Here is a 20,768-nt window from a genome sequence, read left to right as displayed (position 1 = left end):
TACAAAGTCTATATCGAAACCATAGTATACTATAATAGATATATTTATAAAAAATAATCGAAAATGAAATAAAGGGGTAAAAATATGAATTATGTGCTAATAGGTGCGGTTTTAATATTATTAGCTGTAGTATTTGTGCTGTTTTATAAAAATAAACAGTTAGAATCAGAGAGTCAGCAAGTAGAATTTGAAAAGAAACAAGCGATTGAAACGTATAAAAATGAAATTGCAGCTACGGTGATAGAGCATAAAGAACAACAAAATAATTTAAAAAATATGGAACAGAAAAAATACAATGATTTACAAGTAAGTGCAAATAGAGAAATTGAAAATATGCGTATGATGAAAAATCAATTAGCTGTGCAGCATAGTAAAGAACGTAGTGAAATGCAAAATAAACATAATAACGAAATACATATGTTTCAAAAACTAATTGCAAATCTACGAGAATATACTAAAAACGGCGCTGAAATGAATACGTACGAAACATTACATTATATGAAACGAGGATTCATAGAGCAAGGCACCATATTAGATGCTGAAATTCAAATCATGCCGAATATTTTTATTAAAAATAATAGTGAAATAAACGATAATCGAATCCATCATCTCATCTTGTGCAAAACTGGTATTTATCTACTTGAGACGAAAGAATGGGAAGAGAAATTAATTCATGGTTTAACGAAAGAAAATGCTGGTATATATTCATTTATGATTGATGAAATGGGTAAGTATCAACAAGAAGTTGAAAAAGAAGAGACATTTGAATATATAGTAGGTAAAGATTCGTCAACTATACAAGTGAAAAATGAAGGGAATCCAGTATATAGGGCGAAGAAACTATCTCAAATTTTATACAGTGGTTTGAAAGAAATGCAGGCTAATAGTATAAAAGAAAAAGTAAAACCAGTTGTATATTTTTATAATAAAAATGGAAAAGAAATAGTAGACCTTTCTAGTGAGGAAACACCTAGATTAAAAGATCGGGAGCAAATTGTAACGTTCTTTAGAAATGAAATATTAGCAGGGGAAGTAGTATATACAGTGCAAGAATTAGAACAGATTCAAGAAATGATTAGCCGGATGAATTATATAGTGAGTTAAAAGGGGAGATCTTTCTGAACGCTATGCTACGTGGCATTTTGTATGTCTTTTTTTGTTTATATGTAGTAATGTACATTGTATTTATATTCGTCATTGATATGGTCCATATACCCTTAAGTGTAAGGAGCATTTTTGTAGTATTCATACCATTTGTTTTATTAGTCATGATTCAAAGGGCTATTTTATATGTTTCTAAAAATCGTAATGAAGAAAAGAAGCAAATGTTGGGGGGGTTAATAGTAGCACTCATACCATTAATAGTGTGTACTGTACAACTAAGTGTAAATGAATATACATCAAAGTTTAATCAAAATAGATGGTTAAATCATGCAGATAAGCGGGTACATATGGTAGATGATCTATTACAAAAATATAAATTAATAGGGAAATCAAATGAAGAAATTACACAATTGTTAGGAGCCCCAACGGAAACGAGAAGTGGGGAAGAAGGAGTTATCACTTTGTATTATCTTGGGACTGAACGTGGCTTTATTCCAATAGATAGCGAACAGCTTATTTTACAATTTGATAGAGATGGTAAAGTCATGGAATATACGGTGCATAAAGATTAAAGAAACGTGGAGGGAAGCTATAATGTTATAGCTTCTTTTTTATTTTTCAATATGTCAAGGAAGGGGGAGAAGGTTTTTGAGTGGAATAAGGAATGAAAGCGGAGGTGATGCATATATATAGATGCATTGGGCGATTATTCGCCCGATTGGTGAGGGTTAATAATCAATAAGTACGGACAAAAACCCCACTGATGAAAGTTTCACTTTATCATATTGTATAAATGAAAAGGAGGTAAGACGGTGAAAGCAATCCCGACTGATGTCCTGAGTAAAGAATTGATGGAAAGAGAAGGAGTTATATCTATTACAGTAAAGGAATTTGAAAAAATAGAAGTAGCTGGAGTAGTAGTAGCTGGTCCAGCGGTTATTTTGATTAATCAAGATTAAGTACATATCATTGAAATAAAAAGCATCCATCTAGGATGCTTTTTATTTGTATGTAAGGATAAATATGATGGATAATTGTGTTACTGGAGGGAAAGTCTGTGGCAATTATTATAACAATGTTAGTAATGGGTATTTTATTAGGATTTGTTGGAGCTGGAGGAGCTGGGTTTATTATCGCGATACTCACTTTAGTATTTCATATTCCTATTCATGTTGCTCTTGCAACATCTTTAACTGCAATGGCGTTTACGACATTATCAGGTGTTGTCAGTCATTACCGTGAAGGTAATGTAGCACTTATTATAGGCGGGATTGTTGGGGGATTTGGCGCAATTGGCTCTTATATTGGTTCTAAATTTGGTTCACTTATACCAGCACATCTTCTTCATTGGTTTACAGCTGGGATGTTATTTTTATCGGCAATTTTTATGTTTATTAAATTAATTATGTTCCAAAACAAAGAACAGTCATCTTTATATAAGCATAAAAAGTTTTCCATGAACTACTTGTTGAAATGTATATGCCTTGGATTAGTTACTGGAATGATGGCTGGTTCATTTGGGATTGGTTCTGCACCGTTTATTCAGCTTGGATTAATGGTTCTATTGGGATTAACGATTCAGCAATCTGTAGGGACAACAATGCTTGTTATATTACCGATTGCAATTGGAGGCGGTCTAGGATATAGTTCGGAAGGATATTTAGATTATATATTGTTATTGCAAGTATTAATTGGGACCATGTTAGGGGCATATATTGGCGCGAAGTTTACAAATTATGCACCGCGAATGCTTTTGAGGTTTTCGATGATTATGACACCGGTTTTAGCTGGATGTATGCTATTGATGGAATAAGGTGAAATTATAATAAGTAGGGGGTTACTGCTTACAAATAGCGGGATAAAATTAATATAGCAAACTATTAATATATTTTACGAATGAATTATGTAGGTAATTCATATTTCCCATATAAAAGGATTTGTTTTAATATTATGAGTGTAAAGTTCGAGTATTCGAAGTACTACTTGAATTATATCCCTATCCCTTTTCTAAAAATGCGAACAAGTTTTGCCCTATTCTATTCAATAGTTAATTGCATAGAAATATATTGTTCGATGACCATTATGGAACGTACATAATGGGAAAATCCCGATCCTTAAAGAGGATGCCCCTAATCTTCATGTGAAAATATGATCGGATAAGAAAGCTGACCAATTTATGGTCGGCTTTCTTTTTGTTCAAAAACAATTTTTTCTTTAATTTCTGTTTGTAATAATACAGTTTTTCCGAAGCGACGTTTGCATTCCGCACGCACTTTTTCAATGGCTAGTAGCTGAGTAGTCGCGGGAACTGTGACAATAGCTTGGCGAGCCTTTCGATTTTCTTCACAAAAGACACATTCCACAACATAATTAGAAATCATATTTTCATCCTTCCAGTTTTAATTTCTAAAAAAGGATTGTCTATGAAGTTGATGTAATTTTTCGTCATTGTTTTATTATTTTCCTCTTTTTTTCAAGGGGAAAATAATAAAGAGGGCGAATTTTAGTAGGGGAGGGATGTTTATGGAGAGATGGATAGGTAGTGCAGCGGTATGTGTAAATGAAAGAAATGAAGTTTTAATGGTACTGCAGGGCAAAGAGGGAGAAGAAAAAAGATGGTCTGTCCCAAGTGGAGGACTTGAAAAGGGAGAGACACTAGAAGAATGTTGTATCAGGGAAGTTTGGGAAGAAACAGGTTACAATGTGGAAGTGGTAAATAAAATATATGAAAAAGAGGGTATTACATACGGTGTTCCAGTGTATGTCCATTATTATTTTGTTAAACAAATAGGCGGTAATATGAAAATCCAAGATCCTGATAAGTTAATACATGAAATTGCTTGGAAAGGGATACATGAAGTTGAACAATTGTGTTTAGCTTTTCCAGAGGATTATGAATTGCTGTGCCAATATATAGATAAAGAAGCAAGTATGTAAATACTTGCTTCTTTAATGTATCCAAGACAAGAAAAGCGGAACGATAACTAAACTAGCGCCTGCTGTTAAAAGCATGGATAAACTTGCAATTGTTCCTTCCACAGGACCGATTTCGAATGCTTTTGATGTACCGGTTCCATTTGCGCTCGTTCCTAACATAATACCTTTTGCGATTGCTGTTTTAATACGGCAAATACGTATGAGAGAAGGACCGAGCAATGCTCCTGTTAAGGCAGTTAAAACGACAAATACAGCAGTTAATTGTGACATACCACCAATCATTTCTGAAATAGCCATTGCGATTGGTGTTGTTACGATATGTGGCGCTAAACTATGTTCTAGTGATGAATCAATTTGAAAATAATTTGCTAGTAGTGCTGAAGTAATGACTGATAAAAACGAACCGACAATGACATTAAGTAAGATAGCCATTCCATGTTTCTTTAATAAATCAAAATATTTATAGATTGGCCATGCAAAAGCAACTGTTGCGGGCTTTAATAATTCAGTTAACCAGTGACCACCAGATTCATATGTTTCATAAGGTGTATCTAATCCGAGCAATAAAGCAATTAAAATAATGGGACAGACGAGAAGAGGAGAAAGTAGACTCCAATTCCAACGTTGATACATTTTTTTTGATATCCAATATGTGAATAGTGTTAATAGTAAACAAAGAAATCCGATCATTGCGTTGATCCTTTCCGCTTTAGTAGCAATTCTGTTAAAAGTCCTGTAACTAAGGTAACGCAAAGAGTGCTAATCATAATAATTAAAATGAGATCGATTCCATATTGTGTTAGTGTATCTCTGTAACGTATGACAGCGACTGCAGAAGGGATGAAAAATAAAATAAGTTCTTTTAATAAAAAATCTGCTCCGTCCTGTATCCATTCTTTTTTAACTAGGTTAAATTTTAACGAAATTAATAATAAAAAAATACCGATTATACTTCCTGGAACTGGGAGGTGTGCCTGTTTTGCAATCCATTCACCTGTCCAAGCGAAACAAAATAGTAATAAAATTTGTCCGCTTAACTTCCACCATTTCATACAGTAACCACCTCTTTCTTTTTTTACATAAAAATTGTAAAAAAGAATTAACAATTTCTACTATACGTTCATTCAAAATATTTGTCTAATATATAAATTATATGTTATTAATATATTAGACATATTAATCGAAAGTGAAAAGGGTGTCCAAAAATGGAATTACGGCATTTGCAATATTTTGTTGTTGTGGCAGAAGAGTTACACTTTGGACGGGCAGCTGCTCGTTTACAAATGACACAACCACCACTTAGTCAACAAATACAGCAATTAGAAAAAGAAATGGGAGTTACATTATTTTCAAGAACGAAAAGAAAGGTTGAACTAACAGAAGCAGGAGAAATGTTTTTAAAAGAAGTAAAAAAAGCGTTTGAACAAATTGAAAAAGCAGTAGAAGTTGCACAAAGTGCGCAAAGGGGAGAAGTAGGATCACTTTCAATTGGTTTTGTAGGTGCGGCGATATATGATATTTTACCATCAATTGTTAGGGAATATAGAAAGAAATTTCCGAGAGTGTCTGTTGCATTACATGAATTGTCAACACCAGATCAAGTTCATGCACTTCATGATAACCGTATCGATATTGGCTTTTTACGTCCACCAATTCCAACACAATTATTAGAATTAGAGCCAATTCAAAGGTTATCTTGCACCTTATGTTTACCAAAGGCACATCCACTTGCAGAGAAAGATGAAATACATATAGAAGATTTACGAGATGAGCCGTTTGTATTTATTACGAGACCAGTATGGCCAGCTTTGTATGATACAATTTTATCTCTTTGCAGAGAAGTAGGATTTAGTCCACGTATTGTACAAGAAGCAACAGAGTATCAAACAGTTATGGGGCTTGTAGCAGCAGGGATTGGAATTACAGTAATACCCGTATCGGCAAATAAGTTATATAAAACAGAAGTTGTATATAAAGAATTATATGATTCTAATTTTGTGGCAGAAATGTCAGTGGCTTACAAAAAAATGAATACTAATCCAGAGCTACTAGAGTTTTTAAAAATTGCAAGAGAGAAGAAAAGAATAGAAGTAGAAGATGAGTAATAGTAGTAACAGAAAATGGAGTTAATTCAGATTTATAAAAGTACACCTTGTTAAACAATAAAGCGGAAATGCAACTTAAGTTGCATTTCCGCTTTATTGTTCTTTTTTTAGCTCGATACTAAATAGATAAACGTGTTCATTTTCTTTTAAGAGTAAATCAATACCTTTGTCTTCGTCAATTGTAGGGACGCTTACAGTTTCTTTACTTGTTTGGATTACAGCAGCTAAAATTGTTTTTTGATTGTATTTTAAATTTTTTATAGATTGGATTGTAGTAGTTGCGGAGCTATTTACGCTTGGTGGTGCTTCTTCATGAACAAGCGTTGAACCACCTTCAATATTCATATACCACTGCCTTTTTTCTTGTATATCTTTATTGAATTGGAAATGTGGTGGTAAAAAAGAAAGCTTTACTTTCTTTTTTGAAAAATGTGAGGTAGCTATATTAGCAATTTCTTTTGTTTTTTTACCATTGTTATAATAATCAATTGTAGCATTTATTTCATCTTTATCATTTTTAAGCGTAACGTTATAAAACATGCTATTTCCTTCTTGAAAAGGAGTCATTTGTAAAATAGAAGCTTGCTCTTTTGTTAATTTGTATGGCTCAACAATGGCAACTTCATTGTTTTTTATTTGGCTACAACTTGGGAGTAATAATAAACACAAGATTGATAGTAATTTTATACGCATGCAATCTCCTCCTTTTTACAATTATATTCTAAATGTGATTTTTTATCATTTCGTTTTCTAGGACTAAAGACTTAGAAGAAATTCCGATTGTAGTGCGATGTTTAAAATGTCATATTTTTATACACTAGTAGTATAGAATGCGTATGTAATAAGGTAGGGGAAGAATTTTATGTCTTTATGTCGGTTAGCGAGAAAAAATATTAGAACATTTGCTACCAAAAGGATGAAGCAATTTATGTGGATTGCTATGAGTACTATGATTTTGTTTTTTATGATATCGTTACAATTTAATGAAGTAGTTGCTGGGGAATTAGGGACTACGCTTTTATTTCAAATGTGTTTTTACACGTTGTTTATCGTAGTCATTTTCATATGTACGTTTATTACATATAAAATGACTTATTCTCTTCTGCAAGTGAGGAAAGAAGAAGTTAAATCTTATGTAGCAGAGAATAGGAAGAGAAATGATGTACTATGTTTATTATGTCAGGAGCAATTATTCATTTATGGAGCAGCGTTTGTTTTTGGATTAGTTAATGGGATGTTATTTTTAAAATTATTTACGATTATCTTTATAAGAATAGCAGGAATACAAGGGATAAATAGTGCACCGATTACAATATATGCAATAGTAGTAGTGAGTATAATTATGATTGTTATCCTTCTATTATCGATGGTGCAATGTTTTCGATTTGTTCAAAGTTTACAAGATAAAAATTCGTTGCATTTCAAGAAAAAGGCATGAGAAATCATGCCTTTTTCCATTTTACACATAAAAATAATCATGTTACAGTGAAAAGACCTGACAAAGAATGGGAAGGAAAGGTTGTATAGAATGACAAATGAACAATCAATTGTAAAAGTCGATCGGTTAACGAAGCGAATCGGATCAAAGACACTTGTACAAAATATTAGTTTTGAAGTGAAAAAAGGCGAGGTTGTCGGTTTACTCGGACCAAACGGTGCTGGAAAAACGACTTTAATGAGAATGATGGTTGGTATGATCCGTATGACAGAAGGTGAAGTATGGATTGATGGTCAATCTGTGAAACAGCAATTCGAAAAAACAGCTGCGAAAATTGGAGCGGTAATTGAGACACCTGAATTTTATCCTTTTTTGAGCGGCTATGAAAATTTAACATATTTCGGACGAATGAATGGTAATGTGACCGAAGAACGTATCGATGAAGTAGTGAAATTGTTAGGGATGGGACAAGTAATTGATCGCAAAGTAAAAGCGTATTCACTCGGCATGAGACAACGTTTAGGAATCGCTCAGGCACTTATTCACGATCCAGACGTGTTGATACTAGATGAACCGACAAATGGATTAGACCCTAGTGGAATACATGAAATGAGAATGTACATAAAAAAAATTGCACATGAACAAGGAAAAGCTGTACTTGTATCAAGTCACTTACTTTCAGAAGTTGAATTAATGTGTGACAGAGTTATCATTATTCAGCACGGGGAATATGTGGCTACGCAAAATATTCAGCATAGCCAAAGCGAAGAGATGGAGACGATCCGTATACGTGTAGATGATGCGAATAAAGCAGCAGAAATATTAGGGCATGATGTTTTAGTAAAAGATAATGAATTACTTATTAATGTAAAAGATGAAGAAATCCCAAATGTTATTCGTACATTGCTTGAGAAAAATATTCAAGTGTATCGTGTATATGAAGAAAGAAAAACGTTAGAAGAGCAATTTTTAGAATTAACAGGGGGAAAAGATATTGTTTAATTTAGTATATAACGAACTGTATAAAATATTTAAGCGGAAGCGAACGATTATTCCATTTGCAGTTATTGCAGTATTAATAATCGGATTAGGATGGGTTACGGTAAAGTATTTTGAACCGGAAACAAAAGGATGGAAAGTAGATTATACAGAACGAACTGTAGAAATTGAGAAAAAGCTTGGCATGAAAAAAGAAGCTATTTTAGCAGAAAAATCAGGGGATGAGCTTGTAAAAGAATACCAGCTTAAGATGAAGCATTTAGATACGGATACAGCACCGGCAAGCAGTTCTCCACTTTCTTTCATGAGAGATACAGGTTTTATCGTATTTCCAATTTTGCTCCCATTTATCCTCGTGTATGCAAGTACAATTTTTGCGAATGAATATAGCTGGGGAACATATAAATTTTTAACGATACGACCAGCGAGTCGCTTTAAAATTTTAACAGCAAAATTTTTAGCAATCGTTATATTTGCAGCTTTATTATTTATATTTAATATGATCTTCTCCGCTTTATGTGGACTTGTTATTTATAAATTCCAACAGCCTGCATGGAGTGAGTTTATTTTCCAAGATGGAAATATAATAAAACAAAACATTTTTGTAGAAGCAAGTAAATATTATGTTTTATCGTGGTTACCAACGGTTGTGTACGCATCGTTTGCATTTATGATTTCTGTGTTAACGAGATCTAGTGGAGGTGCAATTGGTATTTCACTATTCCTTGCTTTATCAGGCAATATTGCGTTATTAGCAGCCACTAGATATAACTGGGCGAAATATTTATTGCCAGCAAACACAGATTTATATAGTATTTCAAAGAACGGAAGTTTTATTGATGGAGTAACATTCCCGTTTGCATCATGTATGTTGCTACTTTATTTGTTCGTATTTTTATGTATTTCATATACTGTGTTTTTAAAACGTGATTTAACTTAATAAGAAAAGCCGTTCAGGGTGCTGAGATGCACTTTGAACGGCTTTTTTTATGAGAATTGTTTAAGTGCTCTTTCGGCTAGTAAAGCAAAGTATTCTGCACTTATAGGCAGTGCCTCTTCATTAATTGTAAAAGCAGGATGATGCCATTCATGTGTACCGCTCGTTCCCATAAAGACGAATGAACCTGGTATTTCCTGTTGGTAAAATGAGAAATCTTCTCCAGCCATTGATAGACTAGGCGAGATGATATTAAGATTCATCTTTGTGGCAACTTGAATAGATAAGTCTGTAAGAGCTTTATCGTTGTGAACAGCAGGAGGACCTGAATAAAAACGGAATTTCGTTTTTACACCTAATGCATCAGATACACCTTTAATAATACGCTCCATGAGTGCTGGAATCTTTTCACGTGTTTCAGCTTGGAACGTGCGAATCGTTCCTTCTAACGTAGCTTTTTCAGGAATCACGTTCCACGTATTTCCTGCGTGAATATTTGTAACACTAACAACCGCATTATGAGATGAACTTATATTTCGGCTTACAATTGTTTGCAGTGCCATCACAATTTGAGAGGATGCGACAATAGGATCTACGCCAGCATCTGGTACAGCCGCGTGTGTACCAACTCCGTGAATTTCAATTTCAAATCGATCAACTCCAGCCATCAGTGGACCATCTTTAATGCCAATTGTACCTACTGGTAAATCAGGTTTATTATGCATGCCGAAAATCGCTTGCACATTACGTAAATGTCCAGCATCAATAACTTTGCAAGCGCCATTACTACTTTCTTCAGCTGGTTGGAATATGAAGCGAACCGTTCCATTTAGGGAAGATTCTCTTTCTTTTAATAAGAAAGCAGTACCTAAAATGGCAGCTGTATGAAAATCGTGTCCACAAGCATGCATTTTCCCTCGTACTTTAGATGCATAGGACAAATGTGTTTCTTCTTGAATAGGAAGGGCATCAATATCAGCACGAACTGCTACAATCGGTCCGTTTTTATTACCAGACACTTCAGCGATAATTCCTGTTTCTAAATTAGAGTCAATGATAGTAATGTTTTTTTCTTCTAACCAATTTTTTATTGCTTTTGTTGTTTCGAACTCTTCATATGATAGTTCTGGATACTCATGTAAATGTCGACGGATGGAAATAAGTTTTTCTTTTAGTTGATTTGAAATAGATACCATGTAGTATGCCTTCTTTCTTCAGCAAAATATTTATCATAAGTATACAACAATAAAAGAGAGGATTCTCAAATGAAAATCCTCTCTCGTTTATCCCGTATTAATGGGCAGTCCGATTGGTTCAACTAATTAAAGTTTCACTTTATGCTGCGACTTTTTTATGCGTATGATGTTTACGATAACGTCCACGCATTGCGTATGCAATTTGCGGGATTGCAATCCCGATTAAAATAAGTGATACACCGAACCATTGTGAAGATACTACAGCCTCTTTTAAAACGAATACTGACATAATTGTTGTAACTGGTAGTTCCGCTGCACCAAGAATAGTTGCTAAGCCAGAACCGATTTTTGGAATACCGATTGTAAAGGCAATAGATGGAATTACGATACTAAATGTTCCTAATCCTAAACCGTATTTCCAAAGACCTTGAGAAATGGCACCATTAAAAATAAATGTTGGTGGGAATACAATCATGACTAAAGTTAAAGCACCGGTCATTAAGAGAACACCGCGCGGTAATGAAGGTACTTCAACAGCAACTTTTCCGCTCACGAAAATGTATGTTGCGAATGTAACTGCAGATAATAAACCTAAAATGATCCCAGTCGTATCGAAAGCACCTGCTGATTGTTCAAGTAAACCACTTGATAAAAATGTCCCTACAAGTAAGAAAATAACAGAAATAACTTTTTCTCTTGAAGGTAATGTTTTTGTTGCGACTGCTTCAATGATAATTCCGACCCAAACAAATTGGAATAAAAGAATAATTGCAATAGAAGCTGGTACAGTTTTTAATGAAGCATAATAAAAAATTCCGGTAAAACTTGCAGATGTTCCTGCAACGAATAAAAGTAATGCTTGCTTTAAAGGAACGCGATGTCTAGAAAATAGAAGTGTAATAGCAAGCAAAATAATCCAACCGAACAAATATTGGCTGCCAATTACCTCTCCAAGTGAAAATCCTTCTGCATATGCAAGCTTAACAAAAATAGCTAAAATTCCATAACTACACGCTCCTAATAAAACTAAAAGAGAATAACGAAGCATGAAAAATTCCTCCCATCTATATGAAGTTGTTCCGTATCGAAAATATATAACTAGAGGGAAGTATACAAAATTAGAAATAAAGGGTCAAATGAAAGAAAAGTATGACATTTTATAGAATAATAATAAAAGTATGATATTTATGCATAATCTTGAAATTATTAATAGTAGAAGTATTATAAAATCAACTTTGCATTGTATAGAGCCAGCATTTAAAAAAAATATTTTTTAAACCAATATGTATATAGACGTACTAGTAACGTGCTAATTATTTGAGAAACTATGTTACCTTTGTTATGGTAATGACAATTAAAGGAGTTTCATAATCCATTTGAGTTTTTTCTATATAATAGAAGGAAATGAAAACGTTTTATTAGAAACTGTGAGGAAGTACGGTTTTTCTTATTGCCACGTTGTAAAAGTGATTTCACGAATTGTTCATAGTATTTTTATGTGTTTTTGTTACAATATTTAGGGAGAGGAGTGGAATGATGCAAGATATTAGTATTTTTTTAGCGTTTGGCGCCGGGTTCTTATCATTTATTTCCCCATGTTGCTTACCGCTTTATCCGGCATTTTTATCGTACATAACAGGTATGTCGGTTTCTGAATTGAAAGAAGAAAATGCAATGCTTCGCAAAAGAAGTATGATACATACAGCGTTTTTCTTACTTGGATTTTCAATTATATTTATTGCAATTGGATTTGGTACAAGTTTTATTGGAGGAATCTTTACTGACTATAAAGATTTAATCAGACAGTTAGGTGGTATATTTATCATCGTGTTCGGCTTAATTATTGTCGGGGTGTTTAAGCCGAAATTTTTAATGCAAGACCGTAAATTTACATTTAAAAATCGTCCAAGTGGCTATTTTGGATCAGTACTAATTGGATTAGCCTTTGCAGCAGGGTGGACGCCATGTACCGGACCAATTCTAGTGTCTGTAATTGGATTAGCAGCAACAAACCCAGAATCAGCAATGATTTACATGATTGCTTACATACTTGGATTTGCTATCCCGTTTTTCGTACTGTCATTCTTTATTACGAAAATGTCTTGGATTAAAAGAAATAGTATGGCCTTCATGAAAGTCGGAGGATATATTATGATTGTTATGGGGGTCTTCCTATACTTTAACTGGATGACGAAAATTATCGTATATTTCTCAAGTTTATTTGGTGGTTTTACCGGTTTTTAGTATTATTCTGCGAAAATGTTGGAAATACTAACGGAAAAGCATATAATGAAAGTATATTTTGCATATAGCCACAAAAAAGGATGAGAAAATATGAACATAGTTCTTTTATCAAGTATCGTTGCTGTTTGTATGGCTGTCGGTGCGATGTTTATTCGTTTAAAAGCAGCTAAGAAACCTGCAACATTGAAAAAAATTATACTTCCGCCATTTTTTATGAGCACGGGAGCATTGATGTATGTTTTTCCTGAATTTCGATTAACTCCAGCGGAAATGTTAGAAGCAATTGGCGTCGGTTTGTTTTTCTCTATTTTTCTTATTAAAACATCTAAATTTGAAATTAGAGGACAAGAGATTTATTTGAAGCGTTCAAAAGCCTTTGTTTTTATATTAATTGGATTACTTGTAGTGCGGATTGTATTTAAAACATACTTAAGCCAATCTCTTGATTTAGGACAACTTAGTGGCATGTTCTTTTTACTTGCGTTCGCGATGATTGTGTCATGGAGAATTGCAATGTATCGTTCCTTTACGAAATTACAGAAGGAAATGGAAAAAGAAGATGGTTTTTATAATGAAAAAGATATGAAGCTAACTTAAAAACTGTATATGTACCAAATAAAAAGACAGCGTCAAAGGCGCTGTCTTTTTTATCGAAAATAATATGAAGTTACTTTGCGAGTAAAGATCGATAGTTAGAATAATCAATCTTTTTTTCTTGTAGTTTTTTAATTAAAAATTTATGATCACGCTTTGGTGTGGCAATGATATATCCTTTAATAATTAAGTCTTGTGTAATTTGAGAGGCATTTTCTTGTAATGCAAGTTCCCCGATTTTTCCAGCGATCTTTGATTTTGCAACATCGCGAAATAGTTCTGGAACAGGGCTTACAAGCTCTTCTAACAATTGTTTTTGTTCGTCAGCCCATAAATGTCTCGTTTTATTTATGTAGTGTTCTTCCCAATCCAAAATGGACATGCCGTCTTCTTTTGGTAAACGTTTTAAAAATTTTCTGAACATAAAGTATCCACCGATAGACATAAGCCCTAATAAAATAACCGTCCATAATACAATGAACCAACTGAACCATCCTTCGAGCACGCATATCCCCCCTTAATGATAGCGGTTTTCTTTTATTCATATTATATACAGTGAGATTCATAGAAAGCAAGAACGCTTGGTCATTTTGACCAAGCGTTATAGTTTAAACGAAGTATAGTTGTTCAACACATAAATTATTATTATCGTCTTCAACATACTCAATAATAAGTGTGCCAACTTTACGATCTTTATCTTCAGTTGTGAAAATAGAGTAAGAAGTAAAACGTGTTTTTGATAGGCCGCTTATATGTGTAGGTAAAGAAATGTAGTCGTTATCGCGGAAGAATTCCATCAGTTCAATATCCTCAAATTCTTTTCGGTCAACTTGTTTGTTTGTATAGCGGCGTTGAAGTTGTTTTAAAGATTCATTCCAAGAAATTGCTTTTGTGTCGTATACCATTGTTCTATCTCCTTACTGTATGTAATCACTAAGAACATACGTTCTAATCTAGTATACTCTTTTTATTAGAAAAGGGAAAGCAAAAAATAATGTAAGCTTGGATTTCCAAGCTTACATTATTGATGCGTCCGTCATAATCTCTATTTTTCATTATAAGTTAGATATGAATAAGAAACAAGATGATATATATAATGTTGAGAGTTTTCAAGATTCTGTATATTATAGGTGTACTAAAGTGTAAGGGAATGAGAGGTGTGGCATACGTAATTTCACTGCAAGGGCCGATGGCTAGCGGAAAAACAACATTAGCAAAAAGGTTAGAAAAGAGAGGGTTTCGAGTTATATATGAAAATCCATATCCAATTGTAGAGAAGCGAAAAAATTGAATTTAGATATGAATTCAAAAGTAGGGTTTATTATGAATCAAAAAATGTTTATGGAAGCAAAAATAAAGGAGTTTCAAAATGTGAAAGATTCAGTCGTAATTTTTGATCGCGGACCAGAAGACATTGAGTTTTTTACACTCTTTTATCCAACGATTATAGGAGAAGAGTGGGATATAGAAACTGAATTGAAAGATGAATTATATAAATTAAGAGCATGCCGTTCGGATGTGATTTTTTACTTAGATGTTACGAAAAAGAATGTATATGATAAAAAAAATAATGATAGAACAAGAAACAGAAGTACGTTTGAGGAGCAATTTAAATTAGTAGAAACTGAAAAAGACTGGTATAAAAAATTTCCTGTAACTTATGTGGACACGAATAGATTAACAGTGGACGATTTAGAGGTATATTTTATGGACTGGTTAAAGGAGAGAGGGCTATGAAAAAAATACTTTTATTTGTATACTCAACATTTGCAGAGTTTGAAATAACAGTAGCGACGGCATTGCTGAAAAATAAATATGAAATCATTACAGCGGGCTTAACTAAAGAATTGGTTATAAGTGAAACTGGATTGCAAGTGCAGCCGCATATAGAAGTAAGTGAAGTACGTGTAGATGAGTATGAGGGGATACTTATTCCAGGTGGAGAAGAAGGACAGTTGGAAGATGCAAAACCTCTTTTTTCAATCATTCGTCAATTTCATGAACAAGAAAAATTAGTGGCGGCAATTTGTGCTGGACCGTATGCGCTAGCAAAAGCAGGGTTATTTAAAGGGATTTCTTATACTGCGACTATAGATTATCAAAAATTTGATTGTTTTCCAGTAGAAAATTTCGTGTATGAAGAAGTTGTGAAACACTCAAATATCATTACAGCACAAGGGCATGCATTTGTACCATTTGGAATAGCAATTGCCTCTTATTTTGGAGTGGCAGACGAACATAATACAGATTTTTATTGTGGTAAAGGCAATGTAGTAATGGAGAAACTTTTACGAGAAAACGTGTAGAAGCTAGCAAATGCTAGCTTTTTTCTTTTTGACACCGATAAATTACTAACGTTTTTGGATCGCGCCATATACCGTTATGGAGAGATAATTCCTGGTTGATTTCTTCTGTTAGCCATTCTTTCATCTCGGCTTGAAGATACATATTATCGGGTATATTTAGCGACGGAAACATGCTAGAAATATAGTTTACAATCGGAGTAGCATGATGAAAAACGAGAGCATTATGAATAACTGTTTCTTCAACAGTTGGAAAAACAGATTGTAATATCTCTTTACCGTTTTCTAAACAAAATGGAGTGACTGATGATGTTGTTTTCGGTAAATCAAATGCGTCTAACATACGGTTACACATTTCAACTATACGAGGTAGTGTAACGCTAGAATTTGTTGTAGCTAAAAGTGTTCCGCCAGGACGAATTACTTTATGGAATCCTTGAATTGTTTTTTCAACATCTTTCACATGGTATAACATATGTCTTGCAATTATTAGGTCATAACAATTTGTTTCGAAAGGAAGTTTACTAGCATCCCCTCGTTTCCATTCTATTAAGTTATTTGTTTTAGCAGCTTCAGCAAGCATAGCTTCGGATTGATCAAACCCGGTTAATGGGCCTTTATGACCATTTGTTTGTAAAAGGGAAAGGAATTTTCCACTAGCGCACCCAACCTCTAATATGTTTTCTTCCCCTTGAAGTTGTAAATGTTTAATGACGAGTTTATCTAAATCTACGTGTTTTTCTTCGTAATGTGTATGTGTGTCGATGCGTGTTTGTAAATGGTTGCTAACGTTATATTGACGTTTTACATCATTCGTTTTTTCACATTCCACCTTCGTGCAAAATTGCTGAATCGCATGTGTTAATACGTCGGTTTTCTTTAAACCTTCGTAATGGAGTGCAGCTTCAAACCTTGCAAGTAATTTTTCTTCAATTCGAAAATGAATATCTTTTCGCTTCGTCATTGAAATCTCGCCCCTTTGCATCTGTTAATGAGACTATAGCATGCTTGGAAAAATTGTGTAAATAATTTGTGTACACAAATGGAGGGGATGAAAAAATTGTTTGAATGTGAGTTTAAACTATTGACGATTTAAACGTTTTCATATATTCTTAAATTAAGTAATATTCAAATAATTCAAAAGAAATGAGAGAGTCACATGCTTCTTCAAGGAACACATCGAATTGGTCGTATGGCCATGCTGTTGGCACTTGCGGATGAGAATGAAAGTCCTGTATTATCCATTCCAAAAGGTTGGAAGTATTGTACGGGGAAAGTGGGTTCGATGAATTCGCAAAAGGTTGTCGCAGCAATGGAAACAGCGGCTAAAAGCAACCAAGTTATTGAAACAGACGTTTACAGAGAAACACATGCACTTTATCATGCAATTATGGAAGCTTTGTACGGAGTGACGAGAGGTCAAATTCAGTTAGCAGACGTTCTTCGTACAGTAGGACTTCGTTTTGCGATTGTGCGCGGTACACCATACGACGGAAAAAAAGAAGGCGAATGGGTTGCTGTTGCATTATATGGAACGATTGGTGCACCTGTAAAAGGATCTGAGCATGAGGCGATTGGTTTAGGAATTAATCACATATGATTTGCCCATAGTCTATTAGTTAGAAGGGGGCCTTACTTTTTTAGGACAGAAGTCTGTCTTAAAAAGATAAGGTCCCCTTTTGCCTTTTTAAGGAGGAAAAATGATGATTACGTTAACAGGACATACATTGACAGTTGAAGAAATGAAGAGGTTATTACTGGAAGGAGAAGGTGTAACAGCTTGTCCAACTAGTATGCAAAAGGTAGCGGAGTGCCGCGAAGTAGTTGAGAAAATTGTAGAGGACGGAAAAGTCGTTTACGGAATTACAACTGGATTTGGAAAGTTTAGTGATGTGCTTATCCAAAAAGATGATGTAAAGGCACTTCAACATAATTTAATTCAGTCACATGCATGTGGGATTGGTGATCCATTCCCGGAAGAAGTATCGCGTGGAATGTTAATTTTACGAGCGAACACGATGCTTAAAGGAGTATCTGGTGTTAGGCCGCTTGTTGTAAATATGCTTCTTGAGTTTGTAAACCGTAAAATTCATCCAGTCGTTCCGCAACAAGGTTCACTTGGTGCAAGTGGCGATTTAGCACCTTTATCTCATCTTGCGCTCGTATTATTAGGCGAAGGTGAAGTGTTCTATAAGGGGGAACGCGTTCATGCAATGGTTGCTCTTACAGAAGAAGAGCTTGAGCCAATTGAACTTGAAGCGAAAGAAGGTCTTGCGTTAATTAATGGTACGCAGGCGATGACAGCACAAGGAGTTCTTTCTTATATAGAAGCAGAAGCAACGGCGTATCAAGCAGAACTAATTGCTTCGATGACAATTGAAGGGTTACAAGGCATTATTGATGCATTTGATGAAAATGTTCATAAAGCACGTGGTTATAAAGAGCAAGTGGATGTAGCGAGCAGAATTCGTGACATTCTTCACGATAGTAAATTAACAACAAAACAAGGAGAATTACGAGTGCAGGATGCCTATTCACTTCGTTGTATCCCACAAGTACACGGTGCTTCTTGGCAAGTTTTAAATTATGTAAAAGAAAAATTAGAAATTGAAATGAATGCAGCAACAGATAATCCGCTAATTTTTGATGGCGGAGAAAAAGTAATTTCAGGTGGTAACTTCCATGGTCAACCGATTGCGTTTGCGATGGACTTCTTAAAAGTAGGAATGGCGGAACTTGCAAATATTTCGGAGCGCCGTATTGAGCGTTTAGTGAATCCGCAATTAAATGATTTACCACCATTTTTAAGTCCAGAACCAGGACTTCAGTCTGGTGCAATGATTATGCAATATGCTGCAGCGTCACTAGTTTCTGAAAATAAAACGTTGGCACATCCGGCGAGTGTAGATTCAATTCCGTCTTCTGCTAACCAAGAAGATCATGTAAGTATGGGAACAATTGCTTCACGCCATGCACATCAAATTATTCAAAATGCAAGACGTGTTCTTTCTATTGAGATGATTTGTGCAATGCAAGCAGCAGAATATCGCGGAATTGAAAACATGAGTACAGTGACGAAGAGCTTCTACCATCAAGGTCGTCAGCAGGTGCCATCTATTAAAAATGACCGTATATTCTCAACAGATATTGAAAATATTGCGCATTGGTTAAAAACGAATTATTCGATAAAAGAAAGATTAGATGTAAACGCAGCACTATAAAATGAGAAAAGGGAGAGATTGAAATGGAAAAAGTACAACAAACAATTCGCGCGCCAAGAGGTACAGAGTTACAAACGAAAGGGTGGGTGCAAGAAGCTGCACTTCGTATGTTAATGAACAATTTAGATCCTGAAGTTGCTGAAAAACCAGAAGAATTAGTTGTATATGGCGGAATTGGCCGTGCAGCTCGTAACTGGGAAAGTTATCAGGCGATTGTAGATTCATTAAAAACGTTAGAAAGCGATGAAACGTTACTTGTTCAATCAGGAAAGCCAGTTGCCATTTTTAAATCACATGAAGATGCACCTCGCGTTTTGTTAGCGAACTCAAACTTAGTACCAAAATGGGCAAACTGGGATCACTTCCGAGAACTAGAGAAAAAAGGTCTTATGATGTACGGACAAATGACAGCTGGTAGCTGGATTTACATTGGAACGCAAGGGATTCTACAAGGAACATATGAAACATTTGGTGAAGCAGCTCGTCAACATTTCGATGGTTCATTAAAAGGTACATTAACACTTACTGCTGGTTTAGGTGGTATGGGTGGTGCACAACCTCTTGCTGTAACGATGAACGGCGGTGTTGTCATTGCTATTGATGTTGATAAGCGCAGCATCGATCGTCGTATTGAAAAGAGATACTGTGATATGTATACAGAATCATTAGAAGAAGCGTTAACGGTTGCGAACGAGTATAAAGAGAAGAAAGAACCGATTTCTATTGGTTTATTAGGAAATGCGGCAGAAATTTTACCAGAACTAGTGAAGCGCAATATTACACCAGACTTAGTTACAGATCAAACATCTGCTCATGATCCATTAAACGGTTATATTCCAGTAGGCTACACGTTAGAAGAAGCAGCGAAACTTCGTGAAGAAGATCCAGAACGCTACGTACAATTATCAAAAGAAAGTATGACAAAACATGTGGAAGCAATGCTTGCTATGCAAGAAAAAGGCGCAATTACATTTGATTACGGAAATAACATTCGCCAAGTTGCTTTCGATGAAGGTTTGAAAAATGCATTCGATTTCCCAGGATTCGTTCCAGCATTTATCCGTCCATTATTCTGCGAAGGAAAAGGACCATTCCGCTGGGTAGCACTTTCTGGTGATCCAGAAGATATTTATAAAACAGACGAAGTAATTTTACGTGAGTTCGCTGATAATGAACATTTATGTAACTGGATTCGTATGGCACGTCAACAAGTTGAATTCCAAGGGCTTCCATCACGTATTTGTTGGCTTGGTTACGGTGAGCGTGCGAAATTTGGTCGCATCATTAATGAAATGGTTGCAAATGGTGAATTATCAGCACCAATCGTTATCGGTCGTGACCATTTAGATTGTGGATCAGTAGCATCTCCAAACCGTGAAACAGAAGCGATGAAAGATGGTAGTGATGCAGTAGCTGACTGGCCAATTTTAAATGCATTAATTAATAGTGTAAACGGTGCAAGCTGGGTATCTGTTCACCACGGTGGTGGCGTTGGTATGGGTTATTCACTTCATGCGGGAATGGTTATCGTTGCAGATGGAACAGAAGCAGCAGCAAAACGAATTGAGCGCGTATTAACTTCTGACCCTGGTATGGGTGTTGTTCGTCACGTGGATGCAGGGTATGACTTAGCTGTGGAAACTGCGAAAGAAAAAGGCGTTAACATTCCGATGATGAAATAAGGAGGAGA

The 20,768-nt window shown here is 34.9% G+C and carries 25 protein-coding genes and 1 pseudogene; 17 read left to right on the top strand and 9 right to left on the bottom strand.

Going from position 1 to position 20,768, the window contains the following annotated elements; translation table 11 throughout:
- The first annotated feature begins 84 nt into the window (after nt 1-84).
- From GBN91_RS13485 to GBN91_RS13470, 4 genes are all read left to right on the top strand, one after another.
- On the top strand, nt 85-1,104 hold the full coding sequence (locus GBN91_RS13485; protein ID WP_139849083.1) for an NERD domain-containing protein: 1,020 nt from the start codon (nt 85-87) through the stop codon (nt 1,102-1,104).
- Nucleotides 1,105-1,127: 23 nt separating this feature from the next.
- The gene (locus tag GBN91_RS13480; RefSeq protein ID WP_152121600.1) at nt 1,128-1,676 is read left to right on the top strand and encodes a hypothetical protein; all 549 of its coding nucleotides are present in this window, start codon (nt 1,128-1,130) and stop codon (nt 1,674-1,676) included.
- Between the two features lie 240 nt (nt 1,677-1,916).
- Complete coding sequence (locus GBN91_RS13475) at nt 1,917-2,063, top strand: BC1881 family protein (protein ID WP_000644411.1); 147 nt, start codon at nt 1,917-1,919, stop codon at nt 2,061-2,063.
- Between the two features lie 98 nt (nt 2,064-2,161).
- Nucleotides 2,162-2,917: a sulfite exporter TauE/SafE family protein gene (locus GBN91_RS13470; protein ID WP_000974660.1), complete on the top strand. Its 756-nt coding sequence runs from the start codon at nt 2,162-2,164 to the stop codon at nt 2,915-2,917.
- 361 nt (nt 2,918-3,278) lie between these two features.
- Here the strand turns inward: GBN91_RS13470 and GBN91_RS13465 are convergent, their stop codons facing one another.
- Nucleotides 3,279-3,485 (bottom strand): DUF3903 domain-containing protein, encoded by a 207-nt coding sequence (locus tag GBN91_RS13465; protein ID WP_000625222.1) that lies wholly within the window; start codon nt 3,483-3,485, stop codon nt 3,279-3,281.
- Between the two features lie 142 nt (nt 3,486-3,627).
- On the opposite strand from GBN91_RS13465, the gene GBN91_RS13460 reads away from it, so the two are divergent.
- A complete protein-coding gene (locus GBN91_RS13460) occupies nt 3,628-4,041 on the top strand; it encodes an NUDIX hydrolase (RefSeq protein ID WP_016123240.1) in 414 nt (137 codons plus the stop codon).
- Nucleotides 4,042-4,053: 12 nt separating this feature from the next.
- Here the strand turns inward: GBN91_RS13460 and GBN91_RS13455 are convergent, their stop codons facing one another.
- Complete coding sequence (locus tag GBN91_RS13455; RefSeq protein WP_000578954.1) at nt 4,054-4,731, bottom strand: LrgB family protein; 678 nt, start codon at nt 4,729-4,731, stop codon at nt 4,054-4,056.
- Complete coding sequence (locus tag GBN91_RS13450) at nt 4,728-5,093, bottom strand: CidA/LrgA family holin-like protein (RefSeq protein ID WP_000872365.1); 366 nt, start codon at nt 5,091-5,093, stop codon at nt 4,728-4,730. Before GBN91_RS13450 ends, GBN91_RS13455 begins: the two co-directional genes overlap by 4 nt.
- 153 nt (nt 5,094-5,246) lie before the next feature.
- Between GBN91_RS13450 and alsR the strand changes: the two genes are divergently transcribed.
- Complete coding sequence (alsR, locus tag GBN91_RS13445; protein ID WP_152121599.1) at nt 5,247-6,146, top strand: acetoin biosynthesis transcriptional regulator AlsR; 900 nt, start codon at nt 5,247-5,249, stop codon at nt 6,144-6,146.
- Nucleotides 6,147-6,239: 93 nt separating this feature from the next.
- Here the strand turns inward: alsR and GBN91_RS13440 are convergent, their stop codons facing one another.
- Nucleotides 6,240-6,839 (bottom strand): histidine kinase, encoded by a 600-nt coding sequence (locus GBN91_RS13440; RefSeq protein WP_086412324.1) that lies wholly within the window; start codon nt 6,837-6,839, stop codon nt 6,240-6,242.
- A gap of 169 nt (nt 6,840-7,008) precedes the next feature.
- Between GBN91_RS13440 and GBN91_RS13435 the strand changes: the two genes are divergently transcribed.
- From GBN91_RS13435 to GBN91_RS13425, 3 genes are all read left to right on the top strand, one after another.
- Nucleotides 7,009-7,584, top strand: coding sequence for an FtsX-like permease family protein (locus GBN91_RS13435; RefSeq protein WP_065224083.1), 576 nt, complete (start codon nt 7,009-7,011; stop codon nt 7,582-7,584).
- 90 nt (nt 7,585-7,674) lie between these two features.
- Nucleotides 7,675-8,586 (top strand): ABC transporter ATP-binding protein, encoded by a 912-nt coding sequence (locus GBN91_RS13430; RefSeq protein ID WP_000180622.1) that lies wholly within the window; start codon nt 7,675-7,677, stop codon nt 8,584-8,586.
- On the top strand, nt 8,579-9,523 hold the full coding sequence (locus GBN91_RS13425; RefSeq protein WP_000482759.1) for an ABC transporter permease: 945 nt from the start codon (nt 8,579-8,581) through the stop codon (nt 9,521-9,523). The genes GBN91_RS13430 and GBN91_RS13425 overlap by 8 nt, the downstream gene beginning before the upstream one ends.
- A 47-nt stretch (nt 9,524-9,570) precedes the next feature.
- Here the strand turns inward: GBN91_RS13425 and GBN91_RS13420 are convergent, their stop codons facing one another.
- Together GBN91_RS13420 and GBN91_RS13415 are read right to left on the bottom strand one after the other, a co-directional pair.
- A complete protein-coding gene (locus tag GBN91_RS13420; RefSeq protein WP_086412323.1) occupies nt 9,571-10,716 on the bottom strand; it encodes a M20 peptidase aminoacylase family protein in 1,146 nt (381 codons plus the stop codon).
- A gap of 139 nt (nt 10,717-10,855) precedes the next feature.
- A complete protein-coding gene (locus tag GBN91_RS13415) occupies nt 10,856-11,764 on the bottom strand; it encodes an EamA family transporter (protein WP_139849079.1) in 909 nt (302 codons plus the stop codon).
- Between the two features lie 322 nt (nt 11,765-12,086).
- On the opposite strand from GBN91_RS13415, the gene GBN91_RS29580 reads away from it, so the two are divergent.
- From GBN91_RS29580 to GBN91_RS13400, 3 genes are all read left to right on the top strand, one after another.
- On the top strand, nt 12,087-12,236 hold the full coding sequence (locus GBN91_RS29580) for a peptidase T (protein ID WP_071732505.1): 150 nt from the start codon (nt 12,087-12,089) through the stop codon (nt 12,234-12,236).
- Between the two features lie 16 nt (nt 12,237-12,252).
- Nucleotides 12,253-12,960, top strand: a complete 708-nt coding sequence (gene ccdA / locus GBN91_RS13405; RefSeq protein ID WP_001152676.1) for a cytochrome c-type biogenesis protein CcdA — start codon at nt 12,253-12,255, stop codon at nt 12,958-12,960.
- A gap of 90 nt (nt 12,961-13,050) precedes the next feature.
- On the top strand, nt 13,051-13,557 hold the full coding sequence (locus GBN91_RS13400; protein ID WP_001028439.1) for a CcdC family protein: 507 nt from the start codon (nt 13,051-13,053) through the stop codon (nt 13,555-13,557).
- 70 nt (nt 13,558-13,627) lie between these two features.
- Here GBN91_RS13400 and GBN91_RS13395 read toward each other — a convergent pair whose 3' ends face one another.
- Both GBN91_RS13395 and GBN91_RS13390 read right to left on the bottom strand, forming a co-directional pair.
- On the bottom strand, nt 13,628-14,059 hold the full coding sequence (locus GBN91_RS13395; protein WP_000889373.1) for a DUF2621 domain-containing protein: 432 nt from the start codon (nt 14,057-14,059) through the stop codon (nt 13,628-13,630).
- A 103-nt stretch (nt 14,060-14,162) separates the two neighbouring features.
- Entirely contained in the window at nt 14,163-14,459 is a 297-nt protein-coding gene (locus GBN91_RS13390) for a hypothetical protein (protein WP_000262400.1), read from the bottom strand.
- 245 nt (nt 14,460-14,704) lie between these two features.
- On the opposite strand from GBN91_RS13390, the pseudogene GBN91_RS13380 reads away from it, so the two are divergent.
- A pseudogene (locus tag GBN91_RS13380) lies at nt 14,705-15,291 on the top strand (AAA family ATPase).
- Nucleotides 15,288-15,860, top strand: a complete 573-nt coding sequence (locus GBN91_RS13375; protein ID WP_000722232.1) for a DJ-1/PfpI family protein — start codon at nt 15,288-15,290, stop codon at nt 15,858-15,860. The pseudogene GBN91_RS13380 and the gene GBN91_RS13375 overlap by 4 nt, the downstream one beginning before the upstream one ends.
- A gap of 13 nt (nt 15,861-15,873) precedes the next feature.
- Here GBN91_RS13375 and GBN91_RS13370 read toward each other — a convergent pair whose 3' ends face one another.
- Entirely contained in the window at nt 15,874-16,821 is a 948-nt protein-coding gene (locus GBN91_RS13370) for a class I SAM-dependent methyltransferase (RefSeq protein WP_113303656.1), read from the bottom strand.
- Nucleotides 16,822-17,016: 195 nt separating this feature from the next.
- Between GBN91_RS13370 and hutP the strand changes: the two genes are divergently transcribed.
- The 3 genes from hutP to hutU all read left to right on the top strand — a co-directional run bounded on the left by hutP (nt 17,017) and on the right by hutU (nt 20,760).
- Nucleotides 17,017-17,457 carry a hut operon transcriptional regulator HutP gene (gene hutP / locus GBN91_RS13365; RefSeq protein ID WP_000926516.1) on the top strand — a complete coding sequence of 147 codons (441 nt, stop codon included), beginning with the start codon at nt 17,017-17,019 and terminating at the stop codon, nt 17,455-17,457.
- Nucleotides 17,458-17,560: 103 nt separating this feature from the next.
- A complete protein-coding gene (gene hutH, locus GBN91_RS13360) occupies nt 17,561-19,078 on the top strand; it encodes a histidine ammonia-lyase (RefSeq protein ID WP_152121598.1) in 1,518 nt (505 codons plus the stop codon).
- Between the two features lie 23 nt (nt 19,079-19,101).
- Nucleotides 19,102-20,760: a urocanate hydratase gene (hutU, locus tag GBN91_RS13355; RefSeq protein ID WP_000416946.1), complete on the top strand. Its 1,659-nt coding sequence runs from the start codon at nt 19,102-19,104 to the stop codon at nt 20,758-20,760.
- Nucleotides 20,761-20,768: the final 8 nt, after the last annotated feature.

This window comes from Bacillus sp. B1-WWTP-T-0.5-Post-4, from assembly GCF_009183795.1.
Classification (GTDB): Bacteria; Bacillota; Bacilli; order Bacillales; family Bacillaceae_G; genus Bacillus_A; species Bacillus_A cereus.
This window is presented reverse-complemented; position numbering and strand designations above follow the sequence as displayed.